Below are 21,526 nucleotides of genomic sequence, written 5' to 3'. Positions count from 1 at the left end.
GCACCGCCCTACGGAATCGGGCCAGGATAACGCGAACACAGCCAATCTGCCCGGTCTGTCGATCAATCCCCGCACCTATGAGATCGCCGCGTGCGGCGCCCTGCAAATTACAGATGTTCGCGAGGACCTTCAGCGGTATTACCGGCCGGGATATGACATCGAGACATTTGGTTCGGCGGAGGAATTGAAGCAAAAAATCGAATATTATTTGACGCATGAGCAGGAGCGCATCGAGATGGCCTGGAGATCGCTCTGGACGACGAGGGAGCGGCACACTTATAATGACCGCGCCGCACGTATGCTTGCCATCATGAAATAAGGAAATCCCCAAGGAGAGTGGAAATGTTGGCGAAACCTTATGGTGAGACAGAAATTGTAAGAAGAAGGAGTGGAAGAGCAAGACAGCCAAAGGAGGTAGTGCTGGTTCCTGAAGAGATATCGATAAGACAACTGGGCAGAAACGTTGGTCTCCAGGAAGGATTTGACGAAGGATATTTACGCGGGAGAATGGACGTTTTAACGAGCAGACCGGCTCCCGTGTTTCCGTTAAGGCAGATTCATGTCCTGTATATCACATCAGGCAAGGAGTATCCTTATGCGCCGGTTGATGATGGAATTCAGGAGACACTTCGCTTGCTTGTCGCCAATGTCACGGTTGCAAGTCCGTCCCAGGCCGTTGCCCAGCTGGCAGCCGAAATCAGACCGGATCTTGTATTGGCGCTGGATGGGTGGAATTTGCCTCTTGAGCAAGTCGACGAAATCCGTGGAATGGGGATCCGGACTGCGCTCTGGCTGACGGATGACCCTTATTATACGGATGTTACCTCAGGGCTCGTGATGCACTATGATTATATTTTTACGCTGGAACTGAACTGTGTTGATTTTTACCGGCAAAATGGTTGCGCTAATGTGCATTACCTTCCTTTCGCGGCTTATACAGGTTATTATCGGCCGCTTCGCGATCGTGCGGCTAACCGACGCAATTTATCCTTTGTGGGCAGCGCCTTTTGGAATCGGGTCGACTTCTTCAGACCAATCCTTAATGAGTTGATGGACCGCGGACTTTACATTAACGGTTTTTGGTGGGAGCGGTTGTTCGAGCCCGGCGCATACCCCGGCAGAGTAGAGATGGACAAATGGATGGGTCCACAGGAGACGGCGGAAGTCTATAGCAGCAGCAAAATTGCGATCAACCTGCATCGGGCGTTCAACGACATCTCGGTAAATAACAATACCGCGATGATCGAGGCGCTATCCCCGAATCCCCGCACCTTCGAAATTGCGGCCAGCGGTACCCTGCAAATCGTGGATGCCCGCAGCGATATCGCAAGATTCTATACGCCTGGCATAGAGATAGAGACATTCAGTTCACAAGAGGAGCTGCTCGGGAAGATTGATTTCTATTTGAACCATGAGAAGGAGCGCCGTGAAATCGTGATCCGTGCGCTGGACCGGACATTAAAGGAGCATACCTATACCCACAGGTTAAACGAACTTTTGACGGTCATCTTCGGTTAGTCCCTCCTGCAATCTATAAAGAGGAATATATGATAATGCCCGTACTATAGCTGTACCTGTCAAAGCGCTAGAAGACACATATAATATCTTATACTTCTTCCAAACCTCTTTATAGAATGGAGAATGCTCATGAAAGTTGTAATACTTGCAGGAGGGTTGGGTACCAGGATCAGCGAAGAGACCCAAACGAAGCCGAAGCCGATGGTCCAGATCGGCGATAAACCGATACTTTGGCATATTATGAAAATTTATAGCTATTTCGGATACAACGAATTTATCATCTGTCTCGGATACAAGGGGGAAGTGATTAAGGAATATTTTGCTAACTATGTTCGTAATCATTCCAATGTGACTTTTGAATATCCCAGCGGGCGCTCTCAATTTCACAATATACAGGTCGAACCTTGGAAGGTGACGCTTATCGACACAGGCAGCGAAACGATGACTGGGGGGAGAATCAAACGGATTCAGCCGTATGTTGGCGATGAACCTTTTATGCTGACTTACGGTGACGGATTGTGCGATGTATCTCTTAAGGATCTGGAAGCGTATCACAAATCCCATGGGAGACTCGCTACGGTAACCGCCGTCCAGCCTGCAGGCCGATTCGGCGCGCTCTCGATCGAGGAGGATGGAACCGTAAACCGGTTTAACGAGAAAATGAAAGGGGACGGCAAGTGGGTAAACGGCGGCTTTTTTGTATTGCAGCCGGAGGTTTTTGACTATCTGACAGACGATACAACGGTCTTTGAACAGGAACCGCTCGTCAATCTTGCTGCGGGAGGACAGCTTCGTGCTTACAGGCATGATGGCTTCTGGTATGCGATGGACACATTGCGGGATAAAAACCACCTGCAATCCCTTTGGAGCTCCAGGCAAGCTCCCTGGAAAGTGTGGTAACCTTCATTTCAATAGCTCAACTATATAGTTTAGGAAAGTATGCATGCATAAGAAAAAGCGCGGGCTCCAAGGGATAATGCCCTTCAGGAATCCGCGCTTTGCTGTATTTATTCGCCGTCGTAGGATCGGATGCTTTCCTTCACGTGTTCGATTTCTTCTGCTGTCAAATCAGGGAATAACGGCAGGGTGACCAGTTGTTTCCAGATTGACTCCGCCACCGGCGTTGCTCCAGCAAACTTCATGAACAAAGGCTGCATCGGAAGCGGCATATAATGGACGCCTGTCGACACGCCCCGAGCCTGCATGTGGGCGATGAATCGTTCCCTGTCCTGTACCCTTACGATAAATGCCCAATAAGAGGAGTCCTGCAAATGGTAGGGAATGGCTGGATGAATATAATCGAGGTCCTTAATGGCGTTCAAGTACTGCCCGATAATGCGTTCTCTTCTCCGATTCATGGCGTCAAGCTTTTGCAATTGAACGAGACCGATCGAGGCCATCAGATCATTCATATTGTATTTATAGCCGATGTCAGAGATTTCGTAATACCAGCCGTTCGTATCCGAGCTTCCCATTTCAGACTGTTCATAACGCACCCATGTATCCTTGTTGATGCCGATCCAGCGGACATGTCTGAGCGGATTCAGGAGCTCGGGGTCATCAAAGGAGATCATGCCTCCGTCGCCGGTCGTCATGCATTTTTTCTCTTCGAAACTGTAACAGCCGATATCCCCCCAGGTTCCCAGCGACTTGCCTTTATATTTGCCGCCGGCGGTGTGGGCACAATCTTCGATGACCTTGAGACCACGCGATTTTGCCCATGCGACTAGTTCGTCCATTGGCACCGGGTGACCGCCGAAATGAACCGGCATCACGGCGACGCAATCTTTGTCGCATTTTCTATCGAGGTCCTCGAGGCTGATTCCAAGTGTTGTTTCATCTACATCGACAAAGACGGGGATGAGCCGGTTATACAGGACCGCCATTGCGGTTGAAGCAAACGTTAAGGCGGGAACCAGCACTTTTTTTCCTTCGGGGAACCGATAAGCGGCAAGAGCCAGATGGAGTGCTGCTGTGCAGGAATTCACCCCCACTGACTCCTTAGAGCCGATATATTGACTCCACCGCTGTTCGAATTCCGTCACTTTCGGCCCTAAGCCGAGCCATGCGCTTTTGAACGAGTCCTGTATGCTTTCAAGCTCCTCTTTGCCGACGGAAGGTTTAAATAATCTGACTTTCATATCCATCCCGCCTTTCAAGTCGGTAAGTTGCTTTGATGAAGCTTCAGAAATACTTCTCTTTTGATTCGCATCGTGGCCAGCTCACGTTCGGGAGGGGGGCTTGATCCGGGCTGTCCTGGAACCCAGCGGGTCACGCCATTCTCCTCCAGCCGGATAAGCGAAGTTCTTTCGATTTCTTCCGCTCCAAGACTTTCATACATACGAATAGCCCGATAATTGTCCGCGACAACGCGGATGAAGCCTTCCATAACGTCAAGCTCTTCGATGGTCCAAATGCCAAGCGTAATCAGAGCATAAATCATGATGTTTCCGAACTTTCCTTTCCGTCCCCGAAGCAGGTTATCGAATTCGCACTGTTTCTTGAGCGGATCATAATGCAGGATTCCTACCTGGCCCACGGGGGTACATTCCTCGTCTTCCACAAAGAACAAAATCCGGTCGTCGGCGCGCCACACTTGCTCCAGCCACCGTGAGGTTCCGGCTTCAGACAAAGGAAACCGTGTGGTAAACCAATCCGCGGAGGCCTCCCTCCACTCGGCAATCAGTTTGATTTCAGCCGGATTTTGGAGCGTATCGCCTGTGATCGGCCTTAATCTGCCTCGAACAACGCCCTTGGCGGTAATCGGGATGCAGCGGGCAGCGATAGAGCTTGCTGGTGTTTGTTTATAGCTTCGCAGTATCTCTTTCATGCAGAACGATCCCTTCTGTTCTCACGTAGCCTAGGTTTTAGATAAAGCCCCGAAGCTTTGCAAATCTTTCAAACACTTTATAGTCCAACTCGGCAATTTTTTGTGCGTATTTACTTTGGGAGAGTTGTTCGGGATGGAACCGCAGATAGCTTAACGGCTGAACGAGATAGATAGCATGGCCCCGGGTCATGAGACTGAACCAGGAGGCCATATCGACGGCAAAAAGCACTTGTTTCCCGGCGAGTACCCCGAATGGTTCGGTAAGGTCTCTTCTGCGGAATAATGCCGTAGTCGGTTCTCCGATGTAGTTGGTTTTGTCCTGAAGCATATCCCGCGTTAAAACCCCGCCGTCAATGACCGTATCCACGGGACGAAGCACCTTGAACGTTCCGATCGGGGGAACAAAGATACGTTTTCCTTTACTATCAATGACTCTTCTTTGAGATGTGACGAGCACGACGTTCGTATGGCTGAGAATATGACGCATCATAATTTCGATTTTGCGGGGATGAAACAAATCATCATCATTCAGATAATTAATATACTCGCCGTTGGCGAGATTGAGGAGCTGCTGCTGGTTGGCAATCGGGCCGATATTTCCGGAATGATGATAATAACGAATCACCGAGCCGCGAGGGTGTGACCGGTGTTTCGCAACGATTTGCTCTGTCAAATTGTTCGTGCTGTTATCGCCGACGACAATCTCGATATTGGGATAAGTCTGCATCAATGCGCTAGCCAAAGCCTGTTCAAAGTATTCCGGGCGATTATGAGTCGGGATCAATATACTTACCAAGGGGTTCATCATCATCTCTCCTTTGTTTTTTGCTGCTGAATCCGTTTGAATTCATCAAGCGAAGGAAGGGAAAGGTCCCTTTCCGAAATGACCGGTTTCAGAATGGGCCAGGTGATACGCAGGCTTTCGTCGTTCCAGATCACGCCGCCTTCATGCTGGGGAGCGTAAGGCTGGTCGGTCTTGTACACGATCTCGCAATCATCCGTAAGCGTACAGAAGCCATGGGCAAAGCCTTTTCCAATATAGACCATTCGATGGTTGTTCTCCGTCAGCAAAATGGAATCCCACTGACCGTAGGTGGGAGAGCCGGGCCGCAAATCGACGAATACATCGAAAATGCCTCCTCTGGCTGCCCGGACCAGCTTTGTCTCCGCATAGATTCCGTGCTGTAAATGCAGCCCGCGGAGTGTTCCCTTTTTCGCTGAGAACGACCGGTTCTCCTGGATCCATTCCCCTGTTAACCCGTGTTCCTGAAAGATCTTTTGGTCATAGATGCGGGTAAAATGTCCGCGATGATCTTGCTTAGGTTGGAGGATGATTTCGTAAACCCCTTGCAATTTGCAAGGCTGAATGATCATCCTGTCTGTACTCCCTTCATATATTCGTTGATTTGCCGCAGGCTTAATGCCCGCATGTCTTCCTGCCGATGCCAGGCTTTATACCATTCAACGGTATGAGTCACGGCGGAGCCGAGGCCCCAGCGCGGCTGCCAGCCGAGTTCCTGTCTGGCCATGGAGCTGTCCAGACTGAGGTAGCGGGCTTCATGGGGGTGGTCGGCGCTAAGCTCACTGGCAAAGGAGGCGCCTTCTCCCCACTCCTTGCATAGGAGACCCGCAAGCTGTTCGACGGAAGCCGAGCTGGCGTGGTCAGGGCCGAAGTTCCACCCTTGGGCAAATATCGCTTTGGATGTTGCTAGATGCTGTGCCAGTAGCAGATATCCGGATAAGGGCTCAAGTACATGCTGCCAAGGACGAATCGCCTTCGGGTTGCGCAGCAGGATTGGCCGTTGTTCCAGAATGGCCCGAATACCGTCCGGAACCAGGCGGTCTTTGCTCCAGTCTCCACCGCCTATTACATTGCCGGCCCTTGCAGTAGCGACAGGGACAATTGGATCAGCGGAACCCGGGGGATGAAAGAAAGCGCGGCGGTAGCTGTCGGTAATGATTTCAGACCCGGCCTTGCTGCCGGAATAAGGATCGGCTCCGCCCAGAGCGTCGGTTTCGCGGTATCCATAGGCCCATTCCCTGTTGTCGTAACATTTATCAGTCGTGACATTAATGACGGCCGAGATCCTTGAGCCGTGACTGACGGCCTGCCTGACCGCTTCTAATAAATGAACGGTTCCCATCATGTTGACTTCGAATGTGGTAACCGGGTCATGATACGACTCCCTGACAAGGGGCTGGGCGGCCATATGAATAACGATATCCGGGCTGGTCTCGCAGAGTGCTGCCGATAAGGAAGCAAGATAGCGGATATCATTATAATAAGAAGGTATAATCTCATCCATTCGGCAAATCTCGTAAATGCTGGGCTTGGTGGCAGGTTCAAGAGAATAGCCGGTGACCTGTGCGCCCATCGAATGCAGCCACAGGCTTAGCCATGTCCCCTTAAACCCTGTATGACCGGTCAAAAACACCTTTTTTCCTTTCCAGAAGCCGGGGCACGGCTCCGGCTTGTCGAGCGCCATTTCACCATCTCCTCCTTTCCATAATTTAAATGAATGAAGATAGCAGATCGTTCAGAGGCATCATATGGTTTGGATAAGGACTCTGAAACTGGCAAGAAACTACTGGACTATTAAATTTTTAAAAATATGTATTCATCCAAGCACGAGATTCTTTTTGGCATAGAATAGCACGAGAAGGGAGGGATATTGGATGAATGAATTGGAAACTAGACTGCAGCAGGTTGCCACCATGTTGCAAGGATATGTTGGTGACGAAAATCATCCGCTTGGTAAATTGTTTAGAGTGCTAGGAGAACTCCAAACAAATACAGATGCTGCCCAAGGCAGTGGAGCCACTGAGCCGTCAATAGCTCAATTCCAGCAGCAAATGGCCGCGCTAAATCTGGATGACGAGCAGAGAAGCGAACTTCAAACCGCGCTTGCGTCAGCGGCACGCGAAGAGGCAGCCGGCACGGTTCCGGCTGCAGCGGGATTCAGCCCGCAAATTTTGAATGATCTTGTGGCTCAACTGAACAGCATTGATAAGCTGATCAGAGATCCGCAGGTGAATCCGCAAACGGCTCTTTCCTCGATTCGTCCATTCTACGATCAGCTAAATTCGGTGCTTACGAATGTTGCAGGATCCTTCAACCTGAATGGGAATGCGCTTCTTGGCAATTTGCAGACTTTGCTGAGAAATCAGACGCAGATTCGCTTATGATCGTTTGACGAAGGAGGCTCTCTCGAAAGGCGCATATGCCTTTAGAGAGCCTTTTTTTAGATTGTGGAGCTTATAAGTTTCATGAACATGGTATGCGCCCGAATATTAAGGCTTGTACCTGTGCGTTTGCCGTGCCATTACGCGGCTATTGTGCCATAAGGTAAGGTAGCAATAAATAAAGAATTTCGCTGGGTAAAGGGCTTAGCGAGAGGAGAGAACTCGTTTGGAACCGCGAAAAATCTTTTTTCTGAATCATCTGTCCTGTTATATTAACAGCCTGGGCGATGCTCTAAGCCAGCTCGGCCACAAATTGTATTATCAGTCATCCTGGAACCAGCAAGAAATCGAAGCTGCAATTGCTTACTTTCGGCCTGAGGTTCTGATCACTGTCGGTTACGACAAACCTATGGCCGAGTTTCCGTTGGAAGTCATTCCGGACTGGTGCGAGAAATATGGATTGCTTCAAATTTACTGGGCTACAGAAGACAAAATTCATTTTGAAAGGCTGTCTCAAAAAGCAGTGCAGCGTCTTAACCCCGACCTCGTCTGGACGATTCATCCGGATTGTGTCTCCATGTATCGCGAAAAAGGGATCATGTCGGAGTTTCTGAACTTTGCTTTTAACCCGCGTCTTTTTCCGGAAAAACGGGACGTCGGTCCCGAACAGTACGACATTGCTTTTGTCGGGACGACGCATCTGGAGACAAGAACATATCGCTATGAAAGCCTGAAGGAGCTGCTGTTCCCGCTGGTTGCCTCGCCTGAGAGCGTCCATGTTTGGGGGGGGAACTGGAAGGAGAACGCGGCGCTGCTCAAGCATGAATTCGGCATGGCCTTGCCGCCTTCATGCATTCATGGTTTCCTGCCTTACAAGAGGACGGTGAGAGTGTACCATGACAGCAAGGTTATGCTCGGTGTGCAGAACGCCAGGGATCAGGTTACCCAGCGCACGTTTGAAATTCTTGGCTGCGGCGCCTTCATGATCGCCAGCCGGACGGAAGAGCTGGAAAGATTATTTAAACATGGGAAAGAGATTGTCTATTCGTCGGAACCGGATGAAACATTGGAGTTGGCCCGGTACTACTTGAAGCATCCGGAGCAGCGGACGGCCATCGGCCGTATGGCAAGAACAAAGGTGTTGTCCAGGCATACGTTTTCCCGTGAACTGGAACGCCTTTGGCCTAACGTGGAACAATTACTAAAGGAAAAGAGGGTATCGTTCTATGATTGAATTAGTACCGTTGGCCCGCCAGTTTCAATCGATTCTGCCTGAAATGTTGGAGGCCATAACCGAAACTATTGAATCCGGCAAGTACGTGCTGGGGCCAAATGTTAAAAAGCTGGAGAGCGAGATTTCGGCCTATCTGCAGGCAGCGCATGCGATCGGCGTCGGTAACGGCACGGACGCCTTGGTTCTGGCACTGGACGCTCTAGGCATTGGCCCCGGAGATGAGGTCATCACGACTCCGTTTACTTTTTTTGCTTCGGCGGAAGCGATATCCAGGGTCGGCGCTGTTCCGGTCTTTGCCGACATTGATCCGCAAACTTATTGCATTGACCCGGCCCGTATTGAAGAAAAAATAACCCCGGCCACGAAAGCGATCATCCCGGTTCATTTATTCGGTCAATCCGCCGATATGGACGAAATCATGGATATTGCAGACCGATATGATCTGAAGGTCATTGAGGATGCGTGTCAGGCATTTGGTGCGGAGTATAAGGGACGCCGTGTCGGAAGCATCGGCCATGCGGCATGTTTTTCGTTCTTTCCGACCAAAAATTTGGGCACCGTCGGGGACGGCGGCTTGATCGTCACCTCAGACGATGAGCTTGCCCGGAGGGTCCGGCTCCTTCGTCAGCACGGAAGCGAGAAGAAATATCATCATACCATCCTTGGGTATAATAGCCGCCTGGATGAATTGCATGCAGCCATCCTTCGCATCTCCTTGACAAAGATTGATAGCTGGAATAAGAACCGGATGATTTTGGCCGCGCGCTACCGCGAAGCGCTGAAAGATTTGCCCGATCTGACGATTTCACCGGAAAGAGAGGACCGAAGTCACATTTATCATTTATTTTGCGTAGAGTCTAAACAGAGAGGAAAATTGCTGGAGCAGCTCAAACTTCACAATATACAAACAAGTGTATATTATCCTTGTCCTCTGCATTTACAGGAAGCCTATGCTCATCTTCATTATAGCCAGGGCGATTTCCCGGTGTCGGAACGGCTATCGGCTCAGTTGTTTGCCCTGCCTATGGGCGCTTTCCTTTACGAAGAAGAGCAGGATCAAGTCATCTCCGCTTTGCGTACCACGAAAGGGGAAGGCCTGTCATGATCAAGTTTGGTTTGGTCGGCTGCGGAAGAATAGCCGATCGGCACATCCGGTCGCTGGCCGAGTGTGAAGGCGCGGAGCTTACCGCATTGTTTGACGTTCAGCCGGAGCGCATGGCTGCAGTGGAAGCGGATTATGTGAAACTTTCGGGTTGTCAGGGAGAACTGGCTAAATATACGGAAATGGAGCAACTCCTGAAGGATCCGCAGGTTCAGGCGGTCATTATCGCTACTCCCTCGGCCCTGCACGCCAAGCTCGCCAGTGAGGCTATTCGAAGCGGCAAGCATGTCATGCTCGAGAAGCCGATGGCCCTATCCCTCCAAGATGCGGAGAATATGATCTCCCTTGCCCGCAAGCATGAAGTCATTGTGCAAGTATGCCACCAGTTAAGATATAGAAAAGTAATGACCCAGGTGAAGGAGTTAATCGAGTCGGGTTCGATGGGCAAGTTGTACCTTGGTGTTGTTTCGATGAGATTGCAGCGATCCGCCGTATATTACGAAGCAGCCCCTTGGAGAGGGACGTGGGAACAGGATGGGGGGATGCTGCTGAACCAAGGCATTCATCTCGTCGATCTGCTTCAATGGTTTCTGGGCGACGGCACTCGGGTATTCGGAAGCTTGCAGCGCGGTCTGCTTATGAAGGAAACCGAGGATGTAGCTGCCGGTATCGTGAATTTTAAAGACGGTGCGATCGGGATGATTGAGGCCAATACGGTAACTTATCCCGGCAACTATGATAACTGTATCACCTTGTTCGGAGAAAAAGGAACGGTAAGCATCGGAGGCATTCGTCTGGACGAAGTCCGTAAATGGTCATTTTCAGATCCAAATGTCCCCGACCCGGTGATAGAGCCTGCCGGAGAGGAGCATGTCAGAATGTACGAACGCTTTATAGCGGCGGCCAAGGACCGGGAGAAAGCCGTACTGATTGATGGGGAGGAAGGGAAACGGGCGCTCGAGTTGATCTTCGCTTTATATGATTCTGCGCTGAAAGGCCAAAGCATGTCAATTCCATTAACCTCTTTTCATACGGAAATGATGGGCGATCTGGAGGTGGGAATATGAGCTCGGCTTTTGGACGGGTGCTGGTAACCGGAGGTGCGGGATTCATAGGCTCTCAGTTATTGCTTAGACTGCTTCCCGTTTCTGAGCATATTACGGTGATTGACGATTGCTCGACAAGCCGGCGAGAGAACGTTCCGGTCTCGGACCGGATTACCTTCCATGAGATGTCCTATGTGAATGAAGAGCTGTTGGAGCAGGTGCTTCCGGGAACGACCCATATTTTTCACTTGGCTTGTAGAAATCTAGTCATGTCCGCCGAAAATATGGACGATGACTTTCATGTTAACCTGTATGGAGGCTATTTGCTGCTTCAAAAGACTAAGCGTTTATGCCCTGATTTACAGCGGTTTGTGTATACGTCCACGGCCTCTGTTTACGGGAATGCGGAACAATTTCCGACTCCGGAGAGCTGGTATCAGACATCGGTTCCTTATGCAGCAAGTAAATTTTCCATGGAGCACTACTGCCAGGTTTATTTCGGGATGCATCAATTACCGATTTCGGTGCTCCGTTTGTCGAACGTTTACGGTCCGGGCCAGCTGACGACGAATCCCTACTGCGGGGTTGTAGCCAAGTTTTTCGAGGAGGCGGAGCTTGAGAAACCCTTCACGATCTTCGGGGACGGAACGAATACACGCGACTATACCTATATTGATGATGCGATCGACGCCTTGATGGCTGCGGGAGTCCATCCCGAAGCCATAGGAAAGGTGTTTAATGTCGGCACTGGGGTGGAGACTAGCGTCATGGAACTTGCGGAACATATTTCCCGAATTGCCGGACAGTCCGAGCCAGCCATCTCCTGGCACCCGAAGCGAAAAGTGGACATCGTTCGGCGCCGGTCTTTGGATGCCGGACTGCTGCGGAGCACGCTTGGATGGAAGCCTCAAGTGGATTTGGCCTCAGGACTTAGGAAGACGGATCAATGGAGAAGAGGAGGGAAGTCGCCGGGATGAGGATTTTTCACGGAAGGCTAGAAATCGCCGGGCAGATGGGGATCATGTGCGGAGAATTGAAGAAGCGGGGTCACCTTGCCACGGGCTATAATACATTTCATACCTATTTGGGATATAGGGATCACCTGATCAATACAACGATAGAAGAACTCGTGAATACGAGCCATCATCTGATCAATTTTTACGATGTGTTTCATTTCCATTATGCGACCAGTCTTCTCGACGGCTATAAGGATCTGGAGATCATCAAGAACAAAGGCAAAAAAATGGTCATGCATCACTGGGGCAACGATGTCCGTTTTCACGAGCAGGCTCGGGAAAACAATCCTTATGTATTTACCGGAGATTCACCGCCCAATGAAGTCATTGACAGCCGATTAACAGAGATTACCCGATATGTGGATGAAGCCATCGTTCAGGATTATGAAGTATACACCTATGTCGAGCCTTATTACAAAAAAGTGCATGTCATACCGATCTCGATCGACCTGGCTCCCTTTACCCCGGCATATCCGAGCGGAAAGGTCAGACGGCCGCTGATCGTGCATGCTCCGACACAACAGGATTTTAAAGGAACGGTGGCCATCGAAGCGGCCATTCAAGAGCTCCGAAAGTCTTATGACTTCGAATACATGCGAATTGAAAAGATGAACCACGAGCAGGCAGTAGAGATGTACCGGGCAGCTGATTTGGTTGTCGATCAAATCCGGTGCGGCTCCTATGGTCTGCTCAGCGTAGAAGCGATGGCCCTGGGCAAACCGGTTATCACCTATATTCGCAGCGATCTGATCGAGAGGTTTCCCTCCGAATTACCGATCATGAATGCCAATCCGGACAATATCATCACCGCCATCCAGGTGTTTCTGGAGAACCCGTCCCTTTATGAGGAGTTGGGAAGAAGAGGCAGATCGTATGCAGAGAAATATCATGCCAAAGAAGCCGTCGTGGATCAGTTGGAGCAGGTGTATGCCAATCTGCGGCCATAAGAAAGGAGGTCTGAGATAACCGATGAATATCCTGGAGAAGTCGATGCTCTTTATTCCAAATCGTTACTCTGCTCAGGGGAAGGAAATCTATGTGTCCTATAATATATCGGTCATTCCTGAAGACATGGAGGTTCTGTCCATGAAACTGGTCGTTACCGCCCATGTTCCAGCTACGGGAACGCTTGTATTGCGTGAGATTAAACATGGCTGGGATGAACAATACATCATGAAGGCTCGGCCAACGTGTACGGAGATTAGGGACACCGTTGCCATTTCAAGGGTCAAGGAAGCCGAGTTTGATTTGACTCGATTGTCCGGACCTTGGCGGTTTGATAGTCATAACAATCATGGGATTTATGTAGTCTTGGAATCTGAGGATGATGCCTCGTTCTTGCTGGAGGACCCTCCCTATTTGCTTGTCGGCACTATGTGACCGGTTTGAAGTTCTTGTCTTGAACGTGAATGGGCTGCTTGAGTGGAGGCGGAATTGCCGCTTGCGCTCAGGCTGTCTTTTTATTGCAGATAAAACGGCGGAACAGTAAGTCTGTCCGCCGTTTTCGCGTTCTAGTATGCGATGCCTGGATAATCGACTCTTTGATAGATGCCTTTAACGAATGTGTAAAGCCGGATATACTCCGCAATCCGCTCTTTGTATACCGTCTCCAGGGTTTGATTCGGCAATTGATATACAAGGAAGGAGTCTTTCATATAGTTCTGTTTATTCGGAAGTCCAAGGTTGAAATAATCGAGATGATGGTAATCGCTGTAGATCATTCCTTTGCCGAACGTAATTTGAGTACCCAAGTGATAGTATTTCGCGAAGCCGGATGAGTTTAGAATCCAGTTCGTCTGATAGCCGGTATTTCCCGTATAGTTCGAGTTCAAGGCTACGACATGAAAGCCAAGCTCGCGCCATTGGATCACCCCATTGGCTCCGTAATTGGGCAGCCACATGCTGAGCTGATTCCGAGAGGCAATCGCTCCGTTGACCCATTTTATAAGTCCATCGTCATTGCTTTGCGGAATGATGGATTCCCTTTGCCATAGAAATCCTTTGAAATCCAATTTGTTGTGCAAATCGGTTCGCTGGCTCCATCTGGCATTGAACTGGTCGATCCACCAGATGACTGCAGCAAAGCGGTCCAAATTAGACGAGAAGTCAAGGTTGCGCCCCTGAATTTCCCCGAATGCCTTTTGAAATTGATGAGGATACGGGATGGAGACCCAGACATCGAGTTTATCGCTCGTGGCAAGCCGGTGCAGGGCTGTCAGATTGACGCCGGGGGCGAACAGGTTGTCGATCCATTCCAGCCAGTCGGCTTTTCCCGAGGGCTCTCCGAAGCCGACGTAAAGCGGGTACATGAAATGACGATTACTCTTTGTACGGATCCCGTTAAAGATGAATCCCTTAAAAAAGCTGTCAATCGGTTGACCGTTCAGCATGTAATTCGTGTAATAGCGTAATTGGTTTTCATCCCAACTTAGAGGCATTTCATTCAATAAATCTCCGCACGGTATCATGCACACCTGGTTTTTCAATTGATAGGCCTGCGGTGATAAATATCCACTAGCCGACGCAGGAATCATCTTTTCACACTCCAGCCATTTTATTTTTTGTTCTTTTATCAATAAATAGTATGTTCTCAGAATTAGGGATGACCTAGACAACAATCCAATTTTGTCCAGAGCACTGGCAACCGTCTCTATAAATGAATAAATCATAATGTCAGAAGAATGCAGTCATTTATTGAGGGGAGGAGCATTATGAAGATCGTTCATGTGCCGACCGAAATTGCGGGTCAAATGCAGACCATGGTGAATGGGCTTCGGCTGGCGGGACATGAAAGCAACGGCTATAACTGGTTCCTCAGTTATTTGAACTACAGCGGAGACATCAATATAACGGATGCTTACGAGCTAATCAGAATCGTGGATCCGATTGCCAGATATGCAGACGTAATCCATTTCCACAACGGCAACTCATTTCTGGCCAATAATATCGATTTGCCTCTCCTGTATGCGAATGGAAAAGCAATGGTCATGCATCATTGGGGAAATGATGTGCGGACTAAAAAGATCACTGCCTTGCTCAACCCCTATCAGATTCCTGCTAGTTATTTTACAGATGAACGGATTCATCAAAATCTTATGTTTACGAGCAAGTATATCAAGCATGCCATTGTTCAGGACTACGAGTTGTACCCGCATGTGGCGGACTATTACGAGCATGTTCATATTCTGCCTCTGGCTTGCAAGCTTGAGGATATTCCTTTCGTTTATCCTTCCATAGACAACCGGAATCCGTTAATTATCCATGCCCCCACCAATCGGGAATTCAAAGGCTCGGAATATGTGGAGAAGGCTATTGCGGAGCTGAAGAGAACGAAGAGGTTTGAATACCGCGCCATCGAGAAAATGAGTCATCGGGAAGCGATGAAAACCTACCTGACCGCTGATATTATCGTCGATCAAATTCTCTGCGGAACCTATGGCATGCTGAGCGTGGAAGCTATGGCAATGGGAAAAGTAGTGGTTGCTTTTGTCAGGGACGATGTTAGAGCGAAGTTTCCGCCGGAGTTGCCGATTGTGGTGGCGAATCCGGATACGATATCCGCGGTGCTTGCCACGCTGATCGATCAACCAGAAGCGAGACATAACCTGGGCATAGCCGGTCGCTATTATGTAGAGAAATACCACAGCTTGAGTTACATCACTCCGAAACTGCTGGATATTTATAACAGCGCTAAAGGAGGAGGGTAAATGGAATCAGTAAAAGTCATGCACATTCCGGTGGAGATTGCCGGACAGGTCGGCCTGATCTGCGATACTTTGATGAACAAAGGGATCCATGCCATTGGTTTTAATTATTTTCTGACCTATTTGAATTACAACCGAGTGATCCCTATTGAATCCTATGAGCTCATTAAGCTGCTGGAATACAGCATCCTGAATTATGATTTGTTCCATTTTCATAATAGCTATACTTTCATTGAGGATAAGCGGGACATTCAAATGATACGCGAGGCTGGCAGAGGCGTTATCATGCATCATCGAGGCAATGACGTTAGGTCGCATAAGCGGGCGAAGGCATGGAACGGATACAAGAATCCCTATGTAAACACGGATTCCTCCTTTCCCGAAGAGGAAATCGAACAAAACCTGAAGTTTTTTGCCAAGCATGTATCCGCGGCTATTGTCCAGGACTATGAATTGTATCATTACGTGGCGGATTACTATGCGGCAGAAGGAAAAAAAGTATATGTGCTGCCCAGACTGTTCGTTCCGTCTTCCGTCACTCCCCCGAGTCCGAAGTCACAAAAGTCAGATCCGCCATTGATTGTTCACGCACCGACTCATCGTGAGTTCAAGGGAACCAAGTTTATTATCAATGCGGTTGAGAAACTGGCGAAAGAGGTTCCGCTTCGCTTCAAGCTTGTCGAAGGGATGAGCCATGACGAAGCGATGGCGCTTTACAAAGAGGCGGATATCGTGATCGATCAGGTGCTTTGCGGCGCTTACGGCAATCTGAGTGTGGAAGCGATGGCGCTCGGGAAGGCGGTTGTATGCTATATACGCCCGGATCTTAAAGACACGTTACCGGCTGACTTGCCGATTCTGTCCTGTAATCCGGATACGCTTTATGACGGTTTGAAAGAGCTGGTGCTTCACCCGGAACTCAGGGTGCAGCGGGGGCAACAGGGCATCGCCTATGTTAAGAAGCATCATGATGCAGATCAAATTATTTTACAGTTGATCTCAATATATGAAGAGGTTTTAGGAAGGAGCATTTTGTAGATGGGGGTAAGGAGCACAGAGATTTTGTATGGATCGAATGTTACGATCGGCGAACATGTCATTATTGAGCCTGGTGTGGTAATCGGTGATGATGTCGCCATTGGGAATTTTGTCGTGATCAAGCAGGGCACGAATATCGGCAACGGGGTGCACATCGGAGATCTGTGTGTTCTCGGTAAACGCCCTGCATCAAATCCCAAAATGTCACAAAAGCCGCCTGTGGACCTGCCGCCGCTAATGATCGGCGACCGGGTCAAAATCGGCTGCAGCGTTGTGATCTATTGCGGAGTGAATCTCAGCGAGGATGTGTTTGTAGGCGATATGGCCAGCATTCGTGAACGGGTAAGCATCGGAAACAGCAGCATTATCGGCCGTAATGTCATCGTGGAGCCGAAAACGGAGATCGGAAGCAGAGTTACGGTTCAAACATCTTCGTATATTACCAGCGACATGGTGATCGAAGACCATGTTTTTATTGGTCCATGCTGCTCTACCTCTAACGATAAATATATGGGGCTCGGCAACTACCCTCACCAAGGCCCTATTATTCGGCGTCACGCAAGAATAGGGAATAATGCAACCTTACTGCCTGGGATTACGATCGGTGAACAAGCGGTCGTCGGTGCGGGAACGGTCGTTACGAAAGATGTTCCTCCTGGCGAAACGGTAGCAGGCAACCCGGGAAAACCGATCAAATCAACTCAATAATTATTAGCTATATTTTGAACCAAGGAGGACGTATTTATGACCGGCAACAACACCAAGAATTTGATTAAAACGATTGCCGTGATCGGGCAAGGATACGTGGGCCTGCCACTGTCCCTGTTATTTCTCTCCAAGGGATTTACCGTGTACGGAGTAGATAAAGACCTTGGAAAAATCAGGGCGCTGCTTCAGGCCAAAAGCTATCTGCCCGACGTGACAGATGAAGAGCTGAGTCGAAGCCTGGAAACGAACCGTTATCACCCGACCGATGAAATGAGCTGTATCCCCTTAGTAGATGCGATCATTATTTGTGTACCCACCCCGCTCAATTTAGAGCATTCACCAGATTTGACCATTCTCGAAAGAGCAGTAGCTGACATCAGCCGATATTTGCAAAAGGGCCAATTGGTCATCCTAGAAAGTTCTACTTATCCGGGGACAACGAGGGAAGTTATCAAACCGGTCCTTGAACAAGGCAGCGGTTTGACTGCAGGCATCGATTTTCATATTGGCTATTCCCCAGAAAGAATCGATCCTGGGAATGAAAGCTTCAAGGTGGAGCAGATTACCAAGGTGATCAGCGGGTTGACTCCGGAGTGCCTGAAACTTGCGGAGGAGCTGTACGCAAACGTATTTGAAAGTGTAGTGAGCGTCTCGTCGCCGGAAGTAGCAGAGTTCACGAAGCTGCTGGAAAATGCCCATCGATTGGTTAATATCAGCTTCATTAATGAACTTGCAACTATTTGTGATGAAATGAACATTGATATTTGGGAAGTGATTGAAGCGGCCAAGACGAAGCCCTTTGGCTTTACCCCGTATTATCCGGGCCCCGGTATCGGCGGGCATTGTATTCCGGTCGATCCGCTATACCTGCAGTGGAAGGCGCAAAAAGCGGGCCTGACGAGCAAATTTATTGAAATTGCAGATGAGGTTAACCGGAAGGCGCCGCACTATGTCGCTGATCGAATCCAAGCCCTGCTTAAACGGCATAATGCTCCCGATCAGGCAAACTTGCTCATCTACGGGGTTGCTTACAAAAGGGATATCAATGATGTCCGTGAATCGCCGGCTCTGGATCTGATTTCCTTGCTGGCCCAATCCGGGCACCATGTCAGCTATCACGATCCCTATATTGAAGAGATTGAAGCGGGGGGGCAAACTTATAGGAGCGTTGAGCTTCAGGAAGAAATATTGAAGAATACCCATTGCGTTATCATTGTGACAGATCATTCTGTTATTCCTATTGATAACATTGTCACTCACGCTCAAATTGTTTTTGATACGCGCAATGTAACGGATGCGCTGGGAAATAAAGAGAACGTTTATCGCTTCGGAGCCGGACACGGAAACTTGACTTGATAAGCAAGGACAACTTGCCAGAGAGCTGAAAATTACACGGAAAGCTCAGATGATTTGACCAAGCAAGGGGGAGGTACCGCTGCATATCTTATACAGTCGGATGACAAGTCTGACAGAGTTATGAAGAAAGGAGGTGAATTCATGGCTCTAATCTTGGATGCTTTCACTACAACCGCTAATACAGTGGTTACGGCAGATACTGGAGCGCCTCCTGGGTCCCTTCCCACCCCCGCAATCGTCGTACCAAAAGATCCGGAAATGCCATTTATTAATGGGAACGGGACTTACATCTTTTCTCCGTTCGACGGACCAGGCTCAACAGTAACATTTGTGTCCACTTATTCGATTCCTGCCGCGTTGCTTCCAGTCTTTACGGTAGGCCTTCCGATTACGGCATTTTTTGCTTATGCTGCTGACGAAACGGCCACTTCGACAGTTACACTGGAAGCGATCAACTTGTTGGGAATCGTCGTTCTGACTGTGCCGCTGATTACAGGCCTTAGCAATGGCGGAAACAAGCAAAATGTAGCTATTGGTTCGGGTGATACACTCTTGCTCGCTACCCTTGGCCCATTAGGTTCCGTCCAATTCACAGTAACAACGACCGTAACAGCACCGACTGCAGCACCCTATCCGTTTGGTGCCGCCGGAGAGTATCTTGGCGAACTGCGTGTTCACTCGCTTGCCGTAGTGTAGCAACTATTCTCGGAAGAGGCCGGAAGAGAGCTTTGTCTCTCCGGCCTCCTTTCTCTTTCCATTCAATAGTCTATTCCAGGATATGATGTTTTGCAGTACGACCCTGAAATAAATGCATATAGTCGTTCATAGTCTTCGGGTTGTTTTTTCGATAAATCCCCCAGCCTTTGGTTCGGAAACTGGTATACGAGCAAATGGCTGGAGGCATAGCCGTTTTTCTCGGGAAGCCCCAGATTTAAATAATCGAGGAAATGAGTATCGTTATATAAAATGCCTTTTCCGCAAATGATTTGGAACCCGGCCCCGCAGGATCTAGCCATGATTGCTGCATGATTAATCCATTCTACGCCCATTCCGGCGTTTCCGTAATAGTTGGCATGGATCGCTGCGTCATCGAAACCGAGCATGCTGAACTTCACGGCTCCGTATGCCCCATACTGCGGCAGCCAAAGGGAATGATAGCCTTTAGAGGCTATAAACCGATTGGTCATTTTTACTAATGGTTCGTCATGCTTATCGATCGATTCCCTCTGCCATAGAAATCCTCGAAGCACCAGATTATCAAAATCATTGCCCACTTGATTCCATCGTTCTAGAAACTGGACGATCCACCATTCAACTGCTTCATAACGGTCTTTAGCGGACATAAAATGAAGCTCTCGGCCATTCATTTTTCCGAAATTTGTATACTGCATCTGCGGATAAGGGATGGACACCCATACATTAAGCGGCCGATCCGCAAGGGAGTTTAAAGCATCCAAATTGCAGCCAGGGGCGAAAAGGAAATCTATCCACAAAAGCCAATCACTTTGGTCAGCGGCCGCTCCAAATGCCGCGTACATCGGATACATGAAGCGCCCGGGACGAGAGCCGATTCCGTTAAATATAAAGCCATCGAACAGAGGCTTGAACGCATTAGAACCGGATAATTCCTCAGGTACATAATGAACGTAAGGGGCGAGGTCAGATGAGGTCCACGGTGCGAAATGCTCAGGCAGCAGTCCCCCGCAGGGCAAGACACAGAGATGCTTTGGTCTTGGCAATATTTTGTCACCTCATTTTTGTTTAGAGAGAATCGATCTATGTATATGTAGAAGGGGACGATACAGACTTGAAAATTGTTCATGCTCCAATGGAAATCGGCGGTCAGGTAGGGCTATTTTGCAAAGAACTGGGCAAATTCGGGCATCAAGCGGTTGGCTTTAATTATTTCAGAGCATTTCAGAATTATACGGAAAATATTATGCTTACGGACCAATATGAGTTAATGAAAAATTTTGGTGAAGCGCTGAATTACTTCGATTTGTTCCACTTCCACTTTAATATGACGATGATCCCCGGCATGGATGATTTGAAGCTGATCCAAAAGGCGGGAAAGCCTATAGTAATGCATCATTGGGGAAATGATGTCAGAATGCTAAGCATGGCTTCTCTCCATAATCCTTACGTTCGTATCGTAAATGCGCCTAAAGAGAGTGATATTAAGCGCAGATTATCCCATGTTGGAGAATATGTTCCAATCGGGATCGTGCAGGACCATGAGGTTTACGAGTACGTCAAACCCTATTATAAAGAGGTGTGTATTCTTCCTCTCGCTATAGATGTTGTCCATAGTTCTCCAGCTTACCCCGACGAACACGAATCTTGCCCGCTTATTATTCATGCGCCTACAGATCCGTTGTTTAAAGGAACGGAAAGGATAGAGGAAGCCATAAGCAAGCTGAAGTTGGAATATCCCCTGCGATACATCAGGGTTGAGAAGTTGGCGCGTGAGGAAGCGCTGGCATTGTACCGCCAGGCCGATCTTATCATAGACCAAATTTTATGCGGATCTTACGGGTTGGTTGCAGTTGAGGCGATGGCACTCGGAAAACCCGTGGTCGCCTTTATTAGAGAGGATCTCATAGGCACATTTCCCCCAGAGCTTCCTCTGTGTAATGCTAGTCCCGATACGTTGTACGATGTATTGAGAACATTGATAACCTCAGGCGCCTTGCGTAAGCGTAAAGGCATCGAGGGAAGGAAGTTTGCAGAACATTATCATGATATCCGGGTCGTAGGCTGTCAATTGCTTTCGATATACAATCGTTTATAA

At 49.0% G+C, this 21,526-nt stretch carries 23 protein-coding genes; 16 read left to right on the top strand and 7 right to left on the bottom strand.

Features of this window, described 5'->3' with window-relative positions; translation table 11 throughout:
* The 3 genes from TX85_RS27730 to rfbF form a co-directional block, all read left to right on the top strand.
* Window positions 1-319: glycosyltransferase family protein (locus TX85_RS27730; RefSeq protein ID WP_044482144.1), on the top strand; the 319-nt coding region annotated here is incomplete at its 5' end.
* Between the two features lie 26 nt (window positions 320-345).
* Entirely contained in the window at window positions 346-1,518 is a 1,173-nt protein-coding gene (locus TX85_RS20925) for a CgeB family protein (protein ID WP_233500816.1), read from the top strand.
* A 129-nt stretch (window positions 1,519-1,647) separates the two neighbouring features.
* Window positions 1,648-2,418: a glucose-1-phosphate cytidylyltransferase gene (gene rfbF, locus TX85_RS20920; RefSeq protein WP_044481823.1), complete on the top strand. Its 771-nt coding sequence runs from the start codon at window positions 1,648-1,650 to the stop codon at window positions 2,416-2,418.
* 107 nt (window positions 2,419-2,525) lie between these two features.
* Here the strand turns inward: rfbF and TX85_RS20915 are convergent, their stop codons facing one another.
* Genes TX85_RS20915 through rfbG form a run of 5 tightly spaced genes read right to left on the bottom strand, consistent with a single transcriptional unit; the run spans window position 2,526 to window position 6,834 of the window.
* The gene (locus tag TX85_RS20915; protein WP_044481822.1) at window positions 2,526-3,659 is read right to left on the bottom strand and encodes a DegT/DnrJ/EryC1/StrS family aminotransferase; all 1,134 of its coding nucleotides are present in this window, start codon (window positions 3,657-3,659) and stop codon (window positions 2,526-2,528) included.
* Window positions 3,660-3,673: 14 nt separating this feature from the next.
* On the bottom strand, window positions 3,674-4,348 hold the full coding sequence (locus TX85_RS20910) for a GNAT family N-acetyltransferase (RefSeq protein WP_044481821.1): 675 nt from the start codon (window positions 4,346-4,348) through the stop codon (window positions 3,674-3,676).
* Window positions 4,349-4,385: 37 nt separating this feature from the next.
* Window positions 4,386-5,153 (bottom strand): glycosyltransferase family 2 protein, encoded by a 768-nt coding sequence (locus TX85_RS20905; RefSeq protein ID WP_049895145.1) that lies wholly within the window; start codon window positions 5,151-5,153, stop codon window positions 4,386-4,388.
* A 2-nt stretch (window positions 5,154-5,155) separates the two neighbouring features.
* A complete protein-coding gene (rfbC, locus tag TX85_RS20900; RefSeq protein ID WP_044481820.1) occupies window positions 5,156-5,722 on the bottom strand; it encodes a dTDP-4-dehydrorhamnose 3,5-epimerase in 567 nt (188 codons plus the stop codon).
* Window positions 5,719-6,834: a CDP-glucose 4,6-dehydratase gene (gene rfbG / locus TX85_RS20895; RefSeq protein WP_044481819.1), complete on the bottom strand. Its 1,116-nt coding sequence runs from the start codon at window positions 6,832-6,834 to the stop codon at window positions 5,719-5,721. Before rfbG ends, rfbC begins: the two co-directional genes overlap by 4 nt.
* A 190-nt stretch (window positions 6,835-7,024) precedes the next feature.
* Between rfbG and TX85_RS20890 the strand changes: the two genes are divergently transcribed.
* The 7 genes from TX85_RS20890 (at window position 7,025) to TX85_RS20860 (ending at window position 13,309) form a co-directional block, all read left to right on the top strand.
* On the top strand, window positions 7,025-7,534 hold the full coding sequence (locus TX85_RS20890) for a hypothetical protein (protein WP_044481818.1): 510 nt from the start codon (window positions 7,025-7,027) through the stop codon (window positions 7,532-7,534).
* Window positions 7,535-7,757: 223 nt separating this feature from the next.
* Entirely contained in the window at window positions 7,758-8,765 is a 1,008-nt protein-coding gene (locus TX85_RS20885) for a CgeB family protein (protein WP_044481817.1), read from the top strand.
* Window positions 8,758-9,870, top strand: a complete 1,113-nt coding sequence (locus TX85_RS20880; RefSeq protein ID WP_044481816.1) for a DegT/DnrJ/EryC1/StrS family aminotransferase — start codon at window positions 8,758-8,760, stop codon at window positions 9,868-9,870. Before TX85_RS20885 ends, TX85_RS20880 begins: the two co-directional genes overlap by 8 nt.
* Complete coding sequence (locus tag TX85_RS20875) at window positions 9,867-10,934, top strand: Gfo/Idh/MocA family protein (protein ID WP_044481815.1); 1,068 nt, start codon at window positions 9,867-9,869, stop codon at window positions 10,932-10,934. Before TX85_RS20880 ends, TX85_RS20875 begins: the two co-directional genes overlap by 4 nt.
* Window positions 10,931-11,890 carry an NAD-dependent epimerase/dehydratase family protein gene (locus TX85_RS20870; protein WP_044481814.1) on the top strand — a complete coding sequence of 320 codons (960 nt, stop codon included), beginning with the start codon at window positions 10,931-10,933 and terminating at the stop codon, window positions 11,888-11,890. The genes TX85_RS20875 and TX85_RS20870 overlap by 4 nt, the downstream gene beginning before the upstream one ends.
* Window positions 11,887-12,876 (top strand): glycosyltransferase family 4 protein, encoded by a 990-nt coding sequence (locus tag TX85_RS20865; RefSeq protein ID WP_044481813.1) that lies wholly within the window; start codon window positions 11,887-11,889, stop codon window positions 12,874-12,876. Before TX85_RS20870 ends, TX85_RS20865 begins: the two co-directional genes overlap by 4 nt.
* A gap of 22 nt (window positions 12,877-12,898) precedes the next feature.
* Entirely contained in the window at window positions 12,899-13,309 is a 411-nt protein-coding gene (locus tag TX85_RS20860) for a hypothetical protein (protein WP_044481812.1), read from the top strand.
* Between the two features lie 131 nt (window positions 13,310-13,440).
* Here TX85_RS20860 and TX85_RS20855 read toward each other — a convergent pair whose 3' ends face one another.
* Window positions 13,441-14,463, bottom strand: coding sequence for a DUF4855 domain-containing protein (locus TX85_RS20855; RefSeq protein ID WP_044481811.1), 1,023 nt, complete (start codon window positions 14,461-14,463; stop codon window positions 13,441-13,443).
* Window positions 14,464-14,640: 177 nt separating this feature from the next.
* On the opposite strand from TX85_RS20855, the gene TX85_RS20850 reads away from it, so the two are divergent.
* The 5 genes from TX85_RS20850 (at window position 14,641) to TX85_RS20830 (ending at window position 19,431) form a co-directional block, all read left to right on the top strand.
* A complete protein-coding gene (locus TX85_RS20850) occupies window positions 14,641-15,636 on the top strand; it encodes a glycosyltransferase family protein (protein ID WP_044481810.1) in 996 nt (331 codons plus the stop codon).
* On the top strand, window positions 15,637-16,671 hold the full coding sequence (locus TX85_RS20845; RefSeq protein ID WP_044481809.1) for a glycosyltransferase family protein: 1,035 nt from the start codon (window positions 15,637-15,639) through the stop codon (window positions 16,669-16,671).
* Window positions 16,672-17,379, top strand: a complete 708-nt coding sequence (locus tag TX85_RS20840) for an N-acetyltransferase (RefSeq protein ID WP_044481808.1) — start codon at window positions 16,672-16,674, stop codon at window positions 17,377-17,379.
* Between the two features lie 36 nt (window positions 17,380-17,415).
* Window positions 17,416-18,735: a nucleotide sugar dehydrogenase gene (locus TX85_RS20835; RefSeq protein ID WP_044481807.1), complete on the top strand. Its 1,320-nt coding sequence runs from the start codon at window positions 17,416-17,418 to the stop codon at window positions 18,733-18,735.
* 141 nt (window positions 18,736-18,876) lie between these two features.
* Window positions 18,877-19,431 (top strand): hypothetical protein, encoded by a 555-nt coding sequence (locus tag TX85_RS20830; protein WP_044481806.1) that lies wholly within the window; start codon window positions 18,877-18,879, stop codon window positions 19,429-19,431.
* A gap of 62 nt (window positions 19,432-19,493) precedes the next feature.
* On the opposite strand, the gene TX85_RS20825 is transcribed toward TX85_RS20830, so the two are convergent.
* Window positions 19,494-20,474 (bottom strand): DUF4855 domain-containing protein, encoded by a 981-nt coding sequence (locus tag TX85_RS20825; RefSeq protein WP_044481805.1) that lies wholly within the window; start codon window positions 20,472-20,474, stop codon window positions 19,494-19,496.
* Between the two features lie 68 nt (window positions 20,475-20,542).
* Between TX85_RS20825 and TX85_RS20820 the strand changes: the two genes are divergently transcribed.
* On the top strand, window positions 20,543-21,526 hold the full coding sequence (locus TX85_RS20820) for a glycosyltransferase (protein WP_044481804.1): 984 nt from the start codon (window positions 20,543-20,545) through the stop codon (window positions 21,524-21,526).

Origin of the sequence: Paenibacillus antibioticophila, assembly GCF_000455265.1 — a bacterium.
GTDB classification, from domain to species: domain Bacteria; phylum Bacillota; class Bacilli; order Paenibacillales; family Paenibacillaceae; genus Fontibacillus; species Fontibacillus antibioticophila.
Note: the sequence above shows the minus strand (reverse complement) of the source record. Positions and strands in the feature narration are given on the sequence as shown.

Coding starts and splice junctions, on each gene's coding strand:
- rfbF (WP_044481823.1), top strand. CDS start 1,648: ATGAAAGTTGTAATACTTGCAGGAGGGTTGGGTACCAGGATCAGCGAA.
- TX85_RS20915 (WP_044481822.1), bottom strand. CDS start 3,659: ATGAAAGTCAGATTATTTAAACCTTCCGTCGGCAAAGAGGAGCTTGAA.
- TX85_RS20910 (WP_044481821.1), bottom strand. CDS start 4,348: ATGAAAGAGATACTGCGAAGCTATAAACAAACACCAGCAAGCTCTATC.
- TX85_RS20905 (WP_049895145.1), bottom strand. CDS start 5,153: ATGAACCCCTTGGTAAGTATATTGATCCCGACTCATAATCGCCCGGAA.
- rfbC (WP_044481820.1), bottom strand. CDS start 5,722: ATGATCATTCAGCCTTGCAAATTGCAAGGGGTTTACGAAATCATCCTC.
- rfbG (WP_044481819.1), bottom strand. CDS start 6,834: ATGGCGCTCGACAAGCCGGAGCCGTGCCCCGGCTTCTGGAAAGGAAAA.
- TX85_RS20890 (WP_044481818.1), top strand. CDS start 7,025: ATGAATGAATTGGAAACTAGACTGCAGCAGGTTGCCACCATGTTGCAA.
- TX85_RS20880 (WP_044481816.1), top strand. CDS start 8,758: ATGATTGAATTAGTACCGTTGGCCCGCCAGTTTCAATCGATTCTGCCT.
- TX85_RS20875 (WP_044481815.1), top strand. CDS start 9,867: ATGATCAAGTTTGGTTTGGTCGGCTGCGGAAGAATAGCCGATCGGCAC.
- TX85_RS20870 (WP_044481814.1), top strand. CDS start 10,931: ATGAGCTCGGCTTTTGGACGGGTGCTGGTAACCGGAGGTGCGGGATTC.
- TX85_RS20865 (WP_044481813.1), top strand. CDS start 11,887: ATGAGGATTTTTCACGGAAGGCTAGAAATCGCCGGGCAGATGGGGATC.
- TX85_RS20860 (WP_044481812.1), top strand. CDS start 12,899: ATGAATATCCTGGAGAAGTCGATGCTCTTTATTCCAAATCGTTACTCT.
- TX85_RS20855 (WP_044481811.1), bottom strand. CDS start 14,463: ATGATTCCTGCGTCGGCTAGTGGATATTTATCACCGCAGGCCTATCAA.
- TX85_RS20850 (WP_044481810.1), top strand. CDS start 14,641: ATGAAGATCGTTCATGTGCCGACCGAAATTGCGGGTCAAATGCAGACC.
- TX85_RS20845 (WP_044481809.1), top strand. CDS start 15,637: ATGGAATCAGTAAAAGTCATGCACATTCCGGTGGAGATTGCCGGACAG.
- TX85_RS20840 (WP_044481808.1), top strand. CDS start 16,672: ATGGGGGTAAGGAGCACAGAGATTTTGTATGGATCGAATGTTACGATC.
- TX85_RS20835 (WP_044481807.1), top strand. CDS start 17,416: ATGACCGGCAACAACACCAAGAATTTGATTAAAACGATTGCCGTGATC.
- TX85_RS20830 (WP_044481806.1), top strand. CDS start 18,877: ATGGCTCTAATCTTGGATGCTTTCACTACAACCGCTAATACAGTGGTT.